11 protein-coding genes and 2 tRNA genes are annotated in these 11,343 nt (G+C 51.7%); all 13 read right to left on the bottom strand.

Annotated elements, in window-relative coordinates; all coding sequences use genetic code 11:
- Positions 1 to 263 precede the first annotated feature (263 nt).
- A complete protein-coding gene (lonB, locus tag AN477_RS13205) occupies positions 264 to 1,964 on the bottom strand; it encodes an ATP-dependent protease LonB (RefSeq protein WP_054969636.1) in 1,701 nt (566 codons plus the stop codon).
- Positions 1,965 to 2,110: 146 nt separating this feature from the next.
- Positions 2,111 to 3,382, bottom strand: a complete 1,272-nt coding sequence (clpX, locus tag AN477_RS13200; protein ID WP_054969635.1) for an ATP-dependent protease ATP-binding subunit ClpX — start codon at positions 3,380 to 3,382, stop codon at positions 2,111 to 2,113.
- A 167-nt stretch (positions 3,383 to 3,549) separates the two neighbouring features.
- On the bottom strand, positions 3,550 to 4,137 hold the full coding sequence (gene clpP / locus AN477_RS13195; protein WP_054969634.1) for an ATP-dependent Clp endopeptidase proteolytic subunit ClpP: 588 nt from the start codon (positions 4,135 to 4,137) through the stop codon (positions 3,550 to 3,552).
- Positions 4,138 to 4,305: 168 nt separating this feature from the next.
- The gene (tig, locus tag AN477_RS13190) at positions 4,306 to 5,598 is read right to left on the bottom strand and encodes a trigger factor (RefSeq protein ID WP_054969633.1); all 1,293 of its coding nucleotides are present in this window, start codon (positions 5,596 to 5,598) and stop codon (positions 4,306 to 4,308) included.
- A gap of 163 nt (positions 5,599 to 5,761) precedes the next feature.
- Positions 5,762 to 5,838 (bottom strand) — tRNA-Arg (locus tag AN477_RS13185).
- 1 nt (position 5,839) lies between these two features.
- A tRNA-Gly gene (locus tag AN477_RS13180) sits at positions 5,840 to 5,913 on the bottom strand.
- Between the two features lie 168 nt (positions 5,914 to 6,081).
- Positions 6,082 to 6,636: a metallophosphoesterase family protein gene (locus AN477_RS13175; RefSeq protein ID WP_054969632.1), complete on the bottom strand. Its 555-nt coding sequence runs from the start codon at positions 6,634 to 6,636 to the stop codon at positions 6,082 to 6,084.
- Complete coding sequence (gene rdgB, locus AN477_RS13170) at positions 6,614 to 7,228, bottom strand: RdgB/HAM1 family non-canonical purine NTP pyrophosphatase (RefSeq protein ID WP_054969631.1); 615 nt, start codon at positions 7,226 to 7,228, stop codon at positions 6,614 to 6,616. Before rdgB ends, AN477_RS13175 begins: the two co-directional genes overlap by 23 nt.
- Before the next feature lie 84 nt (positions 7,229 to 7,312).
- Positions 7,313 to 8,182 (bottom strand): glutamate racemase, encoded by an 870-nt coding sequence (murI, locus tag AN477_RS13165; RefSeq protein WP_245631820.1) that lies wholly within the window; start codon positions 8,180 to 8,182, stop codon positions 7,313 to 7,315.
- 132 nt (positions 8,183 to 8,314) lie between these two features.
- Positions 8,315 to 8,746 carry a MarR family winged helix-turn-helix transcriptional regulator gene (locus tag AN477_RS13160; protein WP_083486285.1) on the bottom strand — a complete coding sequence of 144 codons (432 nt, stop codon included), beginning with the start codon at positions 8,744 to 8,746 and terminating at the stop codon, positions 8,315 to 8,317.
- A gap of 129 nt (positions 8,747 to 8,875) precedes the next feature.
- Entirely contained in the window at positions 8,876 to 9,103 is a 228-nt protein-coding gene (locus AN477_RS13155; protein WP_054969629.1) for a helix-turn-helix domain-containing protein, read from the bottom strand.
- A 157-nt stretch (positions 9,104 to 9,260) separates the two neighbouring features.
- On the bottom strand, positions 9,261 to 9,971 hold the full coding sequence (locus AN477_RS13150; protein ID WP_054969628.1) for a 5'-methylthioadenosine/adenosylhomocysteine nucleosidase: 711 nt from the start codon (positions 9,969 to 9,971) through the stop codon (positions 9,261 to 9,263).
- A 226-nt stretch (positions 9,972 to 10,197) separates the two neighbouring features.
- Positions 10,198 to 10,953 carry a hypothetical protein gene (locus AN477_RS13145; protein WP_054969627.1) on the bottom strand — a complete coding sequence of 252 codons (756 nt, stop codon included), beginning with the start codon at positions 10,951 to 10,953 and terminating at the stop codon, positions 10,198 to 10,200.
- Positions 10,954 to 11,343: the final 390 nt, after the last annotated feature.

Below are 11,343 nucleotides of genomic sequence, written 5' to 3'. Positions count from 1 at the left end.
TAAAGCACATTGATTCAGAGCTAACCACCATTTTCCATGTGTGAGAACAAATACTGTTTGGCCTACATTGTACAGAATCACCATACCGAAGTCTAATAAAGCCAAGGCACATCAGTGCATATCCTACCCTGAAAAATATCTGTAATTCTCCGTAATTGAGTTTGAACAGAGCGGAACAGACATGCCGATTTACCTCAGCCCCATGACAGCGCATAAAAAATCCCCCAGTCCAACAAAAGGACTGAGGGGCACACATTTGACTTTTAATGACTTGCAGGAAACGACGTTGGATTGTTTATCGGTGCCGCCGCTACAGACGATGCATCAAACAGTTGCAGCTCTTCAACTCCGCCTTCAAGAGCCAACCGCAACACGTCTTCAAACCGTTCGACTGGCACTACGCGACACCCTTCACCAACATGCAGGAACGTCTCCTGCCAGTTTTCTTTCGGAATTAACACAGTCGTTGCGCCTGACTGCATGGCTGCTTCCACTTTTGCGGTGACACCGCCAACAGGTTTGACAAACCCGCGCAAAGAAATCTCACCAGTCATTGCGACCGTGTTTGACACAGGAACCTCTCGAATCGCGGAGTATATGGCTGTTGCCATTGCGATTCCGGCACTCGGACCGTCCACTGGCATCCCACCCGGGAAGTTGATGTGAAGGTCGTAGTCTCTCGCGTCAATTCCCATCACCTTGTGTAAAGCCGTGATAACGTTGTCAAACGACGCTTTTGCCATTGATTTACGACGAATACTGCGACCGCCGGAGCTCATCGTCTCCTCTTCAACCAAACCGCTCATGGTCACAGACCCTTTACCCGGGCCCGCTGCACGCCGAGCGGTAACCTCAATCTCCAGCAACAGACCTGTACTTGGCCCAGCTACCGCGAGGCCATTGACGACCCCAATTTGAGGCTTCGGATTCACGTGCCGATCGGGTCGCGGATTGATTTGACTGAACTGGATAACCCACTGCACATCTTCAAGATTAATCTCTTTTCGCTGTTCGGTTAATGCCAATCCACCAGCTATCTGGACCATATTGACGGCTTCTCGGCCGTTCGTTGCATATTTCGTGATCTCTTCAATCGCTTTTGTCGCCATCGGCATATTGAGCTTCTTGGTAGCCTTTTCAACAATTGTGTAAATCTCACCCTGTCCCAGCGGGCGGAAGTAGACTTCCAGACACCGCGAGCGGATGGCTGGAGGGATCTCTTCGGGCGATCTCGTTGTCGCCCCGACAAGCCGAAAATCGGCCGGCAGACCGTTTTGGAAGATATCGTGAACGTGAGCCGGTATACCAGAGTCCTCGCTGCTGTAATACGCACTCTCAAGGAACACTTTCCGGTCCTCCAGCACCTTCAACAGTTTGTTCATTTGAATCGGGTGCAGTTCTCCAATCTCGTCAATGAACAGGATCCCGCCGTGAGCCTTGGTGACCGCTCCAGCCTTTGGTTGTGGGATACCTGCCATGCCCATTGCGCCAGCGCCTTGATAAATAGGGTCATGTACGCTCCCTATCAGCGGGTCGGCAATTCCTCGTTCGTCAAAGCGAGCTGTAGTAGCGTCAATTTCTACGAACTTGGCGTCGGATCGAAACGGAGATTGCACACTCTTCTTCGCCTCTTCCAATACGACACGAGCTGCCGCCGTCTTACCCACGCCAGGAGGACCATAGATTAAGACATGTTGTGGATTTGGCCCGCAAAGCGCTGCCCGCAGTGCCTTCAATCCGTCTTTCTGTCCAACAATATCATCCATGGATGCAGGACGTGTCTTCTCAGAGAGCGGTTCGCTGAGCGAAATGGTCCGCAACTTTCGTAGATTGTCTAGTTCCTTCCTGGATTCTCGTTCGATTGCATGTCGGTTGCTGTTCTGTGTTTTCAACAGATTCCAGAAGTACAGTCCAATTACAACCGCAAAAAATATCTGGATCACTGCTAAAACGGTTGCACTCACGTGATGTCCCCTCCCTTTTGCGGCAAATCATAGGTTTAGTATTGCCAGGGTTCGCCATCAATAAACTAAGGCGCCGCGGGTATCTGCCCGGGCGCCGGAGGGTGCACGTTTGTGCTGGCTGTGAAGTTTAGGAAACAACAGACGTCTTACGCAGTCTCTTCGGACTTGCGAACGACCTTTGTGGTTTTACCGTCCTTGCCAAGCAATGTCGGGCCAGATTCACCCGCTGCAGCTTCACGCGTAATGATGCATTTTTTCACATCATCCCGCGACGGCAACTCATACATGACATCAAGCATAATGGACTCGATGATGGCACGCAGTCCACGGGCGCCGGTGCCCCGCTTGATAGCTTCTTTGGCAATGAAGTCCAGAGCTTCCTCGTGGAATTCAAGGACGACATCGTCAATTTCGAGCAGCTTCTGGAATTGTTTCACCAGCGCATTCTTTGGCTGGGTCAAGATCATCTTCAAAGCGGCCTCATCGAGCATTTCAAGCGTCGTCAAGACTGGCAGGCGCCCGATAAACTCAGGAATCAAGCCGAACTTAAGCAGATCCTCCGGCAACACCTTGGACAACACGTTGTTTGAGGTGTCTACGGACGCATTCGCGGAACCAAAACCGATGACCTTCCGGCCCAAACGCCGTTTGATGATGGTCTCAATTCCATCGAATGCACCACCAACGATGAACAGAATGTTCGTGGTGTCGATCTGAATGAATTCTTGATGTGGATGCTTGCGCCCGCCCTGGGGAGGAACGCTCGCCACAGTGCCCTCCAAAATCTTCAGCAATGCTTGCTGGACGCCTTCACCAGAAACGTCCCTTGTAATGGAAGGGTTTTCGGACTTTCGTGCAATCTTATCGATCTCATCGATGTAGATAATGCCGCGCTCGGCTTTCTCCACATCGTAGTCAGCAGCTTGAATCAGCTTCAGCAGAATATTCTCAACATCCTCGCCCACATAGCCAGCTTCCGTTAAGGAAGTTGCATCTGCAATGGCGAATGGGACGTTTAAAATCCGGGCCAATGTCTGTGCTAACAGGGTCTTACCACTTCCGGTAGGGCCAATCAGCATGATGTTGCTCTTTGAGAGTTCCACGTCATCATTCTTGGACGTTCCACTGTTGACGCGCTTGTAATGGTTGTACACCGCTACGGACAGTGATTTCTTTGCGGCTTCCTGTCCAATCACGTACTGGTCGAGGATGGTCTTGATCTCGGTCGGCTTCGGTACTTCCTTTAGGTCGAACTCCTCTTCTTCACCCAGTTGCTCTTCTACAATCTCATTGCACAACTCGATGCATTCGTCACAGATATACACACCAGGTCCAGCAACCAACTTCCGCACCTGTTCCTGTGTCTTGCCACAAAACGAGCACTTGAGCTGGCCCTTTTCCTCGTTAAATTTAAACATTCACTATCCCCTCCCTAAAGAAGATACTCGTCGTCGGGGTCTGAGGTACACGAGTCGTGCGCGTGAGTGCGATCCTCAACCAAGCTGCTGTCTGATTTCCTTAGCGTTTCCTGCACACCTTCATTGTAACCTATGCGGCAGCTTTTGTACCGCATCTTACGAACGCCTTACTTGTGCAGTGGAGAAATCACATCGTCAATCAAACCGTACTCCTTCGCAGCCACAGCAGACATGAAGTTATCGCGGTCTGTGTCACGTTCCACCGTTTCGAGCGGTTGCCCTGTACGTTCGGATAAGATACGGTTTAACTTTTCCTTCGTCTTTAACATCCAATCGGCGTGGATCTTGATATCAGACGCTTGACCCTGTACTCCGCCCAGAGGCTGGTGAATCATGATCTCGCTGTTTGGAAGAGCATAGCGCTTACCTTTAGCACCTGCAGCAAGCAAGAACGCTCCCATACTGGCAGCCATTCCGATGCACATCGTGGAAACGTCAGCCTTGATGTGCTGCATGGTATCATAGATAGCCATACCGGCAGTGACTGAGCCGCCAGGGCTATTAATGTAGAGTTGGATATCTCTATCGGGGTCGTCTGCGGCGAGGAACAGCAACTGCGCCACAATCGAATTCGCCACAAAATCATCAATGGGAGTACCAAGGATGATAATGCGGTCTCTCAGCAAACGTGAGTAAATATCATACGACCGTTCTCCACGGCTCGTTTGCTCGATGACAATCGGAGTCAGACTCATGATTTTCCCTCCCGAGAGCGAAGATGCACAACTTTGGTACGACTGGGGTACTTTTCTTACGCAGGCACAGTCGAGATGTTGTGGGTATCGGTAGTATTTGAGAAAACAAGGCACGTAGTACGTGCCTTGTTCATCATCGTAACCGATATAGGGTTATTGTACATCAATTTACACTAATTTGCTATGTTCAACCAGCAATTCGACTGTCTTGCGGCTCCTCAGGTCAGCCTTCATGGACTCAAATCCAGGATCCCGCATGGCGAGCATTTGCTTGACACGGTCAAGCGGCAGACTCGCTGACTCGGAAATCTTCTGCAATTCCGCCTCAAGTTCTTCCTCACTCGGTTCAAGGCCTTCGGCTTTCGCAATGGCTTCGAGCACCAAACCTGTGCGAACACTCTGCTCTGCAGATTCGACAAATTGGCTGCGCAGTTCATCTCGTGTCATACCCGTGAACTCAAGATACGCATCAAGCGGAATCTGCTGCATCTGAAGTTGTTGCGCAAAGTTGTCTACCAAGTGATCCGCTTCATGATCGATCATCGCCTGGGGCACATCGATCTGTGCAGCAGCGACAGCTGCCTTTACAGCCTCGTCTTCGAGGTACCGCTTGTGCTCTTCCGTCTTTCTGGTTTCAAGCTGTTTCTTCAAGTCTTCCAAGAACGCATCAACCGTTTCAAACTCGCTGATTTCTTGGACAAACTCGTCATCCAACTCGCGCAGAGACTTGCGCTTAATGTCGTGAAGCTTGACCGCAAACTGGGCTTCTTGCCCGGCCAGGGACTTGACATGATAGTCCTCCGGGAAGGTGACCGTAATGTCGCGCTCTTCACCAGGCTTCAGGCCAACCAACTGTTCCTCGAATCCCGCGATAAACATACCGGATCCAATTTCAAGTTGATAGTTCTCTGCCTCGCCACCCTCAAACTCTTCGCCTTGGACTGTTCCGCGAAAATCGATGTCAACCGTATCGCCTTGCTGCACTTCTCCGTCTTCGACAACGTCAATTTGCGCGTGGCTTGCACGGATGCTTTCGACCTCTTCCGCAACAGCTTCATCATTCACGGCGAATTCCTTGTCTTGCAGTTCGACACCCTTGTATTCACCAAGGACGACTTCCGGTTTCACAGTAACGGTCGCCTTGAAGATAAGTGGCTTGCCTGCTTCCACCTGTACCACATCGACAGCTGGACGGTCTACCGGCTCAATGCCCGTTTCACGAACAGCTGATTCATAAGCAGTCGGCAATACGTAATCTACTGCATCTTGGTAAAGCGATTCTACCCCGAAACGAGATTCGAACAACTTCCGGGGAACCTTGCCTTTCCGAAACCCAGGAATGTTCACCTGTTTAACAATCTTTTTAAAGGCCCAGTCTAGTGCCTCCGAGAACCGCGCGGAGTCTACCTCAACCTCGAGGACACCGACGTTCGCCTCTGTCTTTTCCCACTTGGCTGTCATCTAAAGTTCCTCCCCAAAACACAGCTTCGCCATGAACCGAAGTCTCTTGTTTCGTTCCATTAGCCCGCATCCGCTGCGCACAGGCGCAAATCGCAGATGCAGGCATTTACACAGCTGCACGATGCATATCATCATACAGCGGCACCAAAAGGTGTCATGGACCTGGCGTCTCAGGAGGGATTCGAACCCCCGACCCACAGCTTAGAAGGCTGTTGCTCTATCCTACTGAGCTACTGAGACATGGAGCGGGTGATGGGAATCGAACCCACGCTACCAGCTTGGAAGGCTGGAGTTCTACCATTGAACTACACCCGCAAGATTTACATTTTAACCGGACACACAAGATTACATTTCGACTGCACGCGCAAGATATACATTTGAACTGCACACGCAAGATTACGTTGGCGAAGCTCTGTCCGTCAAAACAACCAAACACAGTGCTGTGGTGCACTCAAACAGTTTAGACGATGAACACGCCTGAGATCAAGTCCGATTATCTGAAGACCTTGGATGAAAGGTATGGAGAAACGAATGTACAATATCTCCCTGGACCGTCACGTGCGAGGCACGAACCTGATAATACTCTTCGTCTCTCAAACATTCAATCTCAAGTAAGGCACAGGTGCGTTCCCTGCCTCCACGTGGTGACGCGAGACTTCCTGGATTGACGTATAACCGCCCGTTATAGACAACCGTCTGCGCTTTGTGGGTATGTCCATAGACGACAACCTTCGCGTCGATCTCGTCAGCGTGTTGTTGCAATTGAGTGAGTCCTTCCTTAACACGCAGCTTGTGTCCATGAGTCAGCAACACCTTGAGACCGCAGTTAAGGATGCGCTCGTGAGGGAATGCCGATGTAACTGCATCCCAATTGCCCGCCACGGCGTAAACGGGCCAGTCCACACGTTCCATGAGCCATGCAGCGTCCGACGTTTCATCTCCCGCATGAAGGATGCCGTCAAGGGGTTGCAGAGTTTTCACCGCCCGTAACAGCTCGTGGCGATGACGGTGACTGTCACTCACCAGACAGAGACGCATAAGACGCCTCCCCCTTCCATTGCGCCATCAATCGTTCAACCGCCTTTGCCCGATGTGACAGGCGGTTCTTTTGCTCTGCGGATAATTCGGAGAAGGTCTTGCCAGACTCAGGGTGATAAAACAGCGGGTCGTATCCAAAGCCACCCTCGCCGTGTTCCTCGGTGAGAATGGATCCCAAAACATCGGATCGAACGACGAGTCCCTGACCGAGCCCACGGTGAAACACGGCAATGGCACACGCAAAAGATGCCGTGCGTGCCGCATCAGGAACCTCACGAAGGTCCGCAAGGAGCTTTTGTCGATTCGCCGCGTCATCCCCGTGCACCCCTGCGTAACGAGCCGAAAATATTCCTGGCCTCCCCGCCAACGCATCCACGCATAAGCCGGAGTCATCGGCGAGTACCCATCCGTCGACAAACGACGAATAAAAAACGGCCTTTTCTATCGCGTTGGCTTCAAATGAAGAACCGTTTTCAGGGCTCTCCGGCACATCTTGAGGCAACCCCGTCGCATCCAGTTTCCACGGCGACAGAATGGCTTGGAACTCCGCGATTTTATGATTGTTTTTGCTTGCCACGACTATCCTTTGCATCGACATACTCCTTCTGACGACAGACTGCGGCGTCAGATTCAGCCGCAGTCTCCAGACAAGTTGTATGGCGTCTATGCTATCATATCATTGCTCAAATTGGGATCCTGTTCCGTCCATGAGTGCCCAGTCGACACGACGTACATCAGCCTCATGTTCCTGAATCCCGAGCCACCCCGCCAGAAAAGCACGCATCCGGTGACCGTCCCCGGTCGTGTAAAACACGTGATTCCCAGGGGGCGGGTCAGAAGCTTCGAGATGTTGCTGTTTCAGCACCCGACCAACCTCAAGAGCAGTTTTCTCGGCTGAGGAAATCAACTTGACGCGAGGCCCAACCACTTTGGCTATCGTATCTTGCAATAGTGGATAGTGTGTACAACCGAGGACGAGTGCGTCCAATTGTTGGTCCAGTAAAGGCTGCAGCGTTTCTTTGACTAAGGTTTCCACCAAAGGTCCCGTGGTTTCCCCTTTCTCGACGAGAGGAACAAACTTTGGACAAGCAAGGCTGTATACCTCGACATCAGGCCGCAGCCTCTTCACTGCACGCTCATACGCTCCGCTGTGAATGGTCACAAGCGTCCCTATCACACCAACCCGGCCGAGAGTTGTCGCGTTGGCAGCAGCACTGGCACCTGGTTCGATGACACCAACCACGGGTACCGAATACCGCTGGCGAAGCAACGGCAGCGCGACAGCAGTCGCAGTATTGCAGGCTACCACAAGCATCTTTATACCTTGTTCGACGAGGAAATCACAAATTTGTACTGAAAATCCGCGAACCTCTTCAGGTGTCTTGTCGCCGTATGGACAGCGTGCCGTATCGCCAAAATAAATCATGGACTCATGCGGCAGCCATTCGCGAATCGCGGACGCAACCGTGAGTCCACCCACACCAGAGTCAAAAATCCCTATCGGTAAGCCGGGTTGCACAGCCTTCATCCTTCCGTTCCCAAACATTATGTAGTCACCGTATGCTGTAAGCCGGCTATCGTTTCTCAAATCACGCAGAGCGTTTGATCGCAGAAGAGTTTTGGCAACTCTTTAAAAAGTCGACTGAAAACACAACGCTGTGCCACGTCGGGCACAGCGTCACTCAGTACCGAGCATGCGATCATGAAGTACATTCAGCACCTTGAGAATTTGAAGTCGTTCGGATTCATCCAGAGATTCAAGCACGACCCCGAGATACGCTCGTCTCGCGTCAAGGACCCGCTCAATCACTTGTTTTCCCTTCTCTTGAAGCTTAACCAGTACGACTCTGCGGTCTGCTGTATCGCGAGACCTGACAACGAATCCAGCGCGCTCAAGTCGGTCGACCAAGTCCGTTGTTGTGCTGTATGCAAGATAAAGCCGATTACTGAGTTCTCCGATAGTCAGATCTCCCGCTCTGTCAAGGATGACGAGCGCGTCGAACTGCGGCGGCGTTATCCCAAACTGCTCCAGTAATGAGCGACCCCGCCTTCGAACAACTCCTGCAATCTGGCGTAACTCCTGCTCAATTTCGACTACGTGAACAGGCAACGAAGCCTCCACGACCACACCTCAAATCGAAGTTACTCAATTCGCTTTTATCCGCAAAGATTGTACCACCGTTCCACAAAAACCGTCAATCAAAGGAAAAACCCCTACCAGATGTAGGGGCTTTCCATGTCATATGCTCAACTCTCCCAGGCGAACCAGCTCAACGACGGCTTGTGAGCGCCCTTTCACATTGAGCTTCTTCATGACATTAGAGATGTGATTGCGAACCGTTTTCTCACTCACAAATAATTGCTTTGCGATTTCTTTCGTTGTTTTGTCCTGCACAAGCAGTTCAAACACTTCTCGCTCGCGGTTTGTGAGCAACGATTTTCCCCGCAGGTCACCACCGGATGCCATGTCTAGATCCCTCCTTGTCGGTCGGTCTACAAGAATGGGATACAGTCAGGGTATAGTATGTTGAGCATGGATCCGGCGTGCCACGAACAAACAACATGGGCGAAAAATTTATCACCCGATGGACAATTCAGAGTTAGGACCCGTTCTCCGGGATATTTCAGCTCGGATCGTAGTACTTTTTCAGCGTCGCCATCACAAGCCGCGCTGAGTTGTCTGCAGCAATATGTAAGAACTCTTCATGCGTCATGCGTGCATCATTGCCAGCCAAATCAGATACCGCACGAACGATTAGGCACGGGATGTTAAAATGATGGCACACCTGGGCTATCGCGGCCGCCTCCATCTCTACAGCTCCCACGTTTGGAAACCTTGAGCGTACGAGTTCGCGCGCTTGCACATCGCCAAGAAAGACATCTCCTGAGGCTATCAGCCCTGTACGTACGGACACGCCAGCAACATCTTTCCCAGCTTGCAGAGCGCTCGACAAAAGCGTGGGATCCGCTGCGAACGTGGCTGGTTCTCGCGGGACCTGGCCGTACACATAACCGAATGCAGTGGCATCCACGTCGTGGTAGGAAACAATCTCACCTAAGACAATGTCACCAACATCGTATTCGTCCCTAAGACCACCTGCAGTGCCTGTATTCAGAACCACCGAGGGAGAAAAGATATGCAGCATCAGCGTGGTCGCCAAGGCAGCATTAACCTTGCCAATCCCGCACTCACCAAGTACAACCGGCGTTCCATCCAGGTTTCCGGTGTAAAATCTCACACCGGCTTGTTCTGTTGCTTCTTCAAGTTCGAGTGCGTGGAGGAGGATTTCCAACTCTTCTTCCATTGCTGCCAGAATTCCGGTTCTCGTCGTCATGGAATACTCCTTTGCTCCATTCAAGGTGTTCAATGACTCGTGCACCACTTCGGCACAATGACAATCATGTCACGTCAAGTCGGCGAGAGCAAGGGGGGCGGTTATCCGATGAGTCAATTATGCAGTTTGTACTTGCACGCGAGCACCTCTTCGGTCCAATTGCACGCGAGCACCTCTTCCGTCCAAGAGGGCAGATTCACGTTTGGCCAAAATACTCCGTTCCACACTACGGAGCCGATGCCGTGCCGCCGAGCAACTGCCCTACCTGCTGCTGCAGCAACGTTTGTTCACCAGAAGTGAGATCGTTCTTTAATTCAAGAACAGCCTGTTGCAACAGTTGAACGTCGACTTTGGAAAAGGCAGCACGTCCCTGAAAGTGCATCAAAAGCCATTGCTTATCCGTCGTACTCAAGTGCGTATTGAGTACCTTCATCAACTCTTGTTGCGCCGCCGTCGAATTAGACGATCCAAGTGCCTGTTCGACGTTCGTCCAGTCTGAAGGTGTCATGGAAGCAACAAGCCTCGTGATGATTCCGCTCAAAGCCTGAACATCAGCAGTGGTCCACCCCTGAAGTTGCAGTGTCGAACCTAGCTGACTCATTGCGGTTGAAGCCGACCGCTCTCCGGTCAAAGCTGTCACTGCTGTCGCTCGCGGCTGTGGCAGAGCACTGTTAGCACCTTTCACCACATCTTGCGAAGACGGCTGCCGTGGCGCGGATGGCTCCCCGGTCGCATTTGCATTCGCAGTGCCAGCTGACCTCGATCCTGTTTCCTTCGCCGGCGGCGAAGGTTTGGCAATCACAGGCGTTGTGGTTTGGTTATTCATCCACGACTCAACGTGTTTCCAGCCCTGACTGACCCATCTCGCAACCGGATCGCTCGCGGTCGTCCCTGCATTTTGATCATGTATCACGGTAGCCGTGGTCAGCACTGTCAAGGCCCCAATCGCGACCACAAGGCCTGATTCGATTCGTCTACTCAACTGGCATTCCTCGCTTTCCGTACCAGTATGAGCCAATAGTCTGCCAACTAAACGGAACTGGGGCATCCGGGAAGCAAGGCGAAGCAAAAGATGGATTGTGCGTGTAGAATGCACAATCCAAAATTAAACAGCTACAGATTGGGCAGATTGGGCAGATTGGGTGGATTGGGTGGATTGGGTGGATTGGGTGGGACCACCGTGAGCATAGAGGCGAATTTGTTCGCTAATCGCCCCAATCGATGATCACGGCGCCATCCAGCAAACAATATTTCCCTTGTTGGGTCTGGATCCACTCGATCGGGGGTGAAATCGGGTCACAAGGGAAGTTTTATACTCTAATTCGCCGACGGAACCCGCATTTTAGGCAACAAGGGAACGTTTGTTCGTTAC

Origin of the sequence: Paenalicyclobacillus ferrooxydans, assembly GCF_001399675.1 — a bacterium.
Lineage (GTDB): Bacteria > Bacillota > Bacilli > Alicyclobacillales > Alicyclobacillaceae > Alicyclobacillus_B > Alicyclobacillus_B ferrooxydans.
The sequence above is the reverse complement of the archived record's forward strand: the minus strand, read 5'-3'. Positions and strand labels throughout refer to the sequence as shown.

Bases quoted from the DNA above. Each gene is read 5' to 3' on its own strand.
- clpP (WP_054969634.1), bottom strand. From the start codon at position 4,137: ATGAGTCTGACTCCGATTGTCATCGAGCAAACGAGCCGTGGAGAACGG.
- AN477_RS13175 (WP_054969632.1), bottom strand. From the start codon at position 6,636: ATGCGTCTCTGTCTGGTGAGTGACAGTCACCGTCATCGCCACGAGCTG.
- AN477_RS13150 (WP_054969628.1), bottom strand. From the start codon at position 9,971: ATGACGACGAGAACCGGAATTCTGGCAGCAATGGAAGAAGAGTTGGAA.
- tig (WP_054969633.1), bottom strand. From the start codon at position 5,598: ATGACAGCCAAGTGGGAAAAGACAGAGGCGAACGTCGGTGTCCTCGAG.
- AN477_RS13155 (WP_054969629.1), bottom strand. From the start codon at position 9,103: ATGGCATCCGGTGGTGACCTGCGGGGAAAATCGTTGCTCACAAACCGC.
- murI (WP_245631820.1), bottom strand. From the start codon at position 8,182: ATGTTTGGGAACGGAAGGATGAAGGCTGTGCAACCCGGCTTACCGATA.
- clpX (WP_054969635.1), bottom strand. From the start codon at position 3,382: ATGTTTAAATTTAACGAGGAAAAGGGCCAGCTCAAGTGCTCGTTTTGT.
- rdgB (WP_054969631.1), bottom strand. From the start codon at position 7,228: ATGCAAAGGATAGTCGTGGCAAGCAAAAACAATCATAAAATCGCGGAG.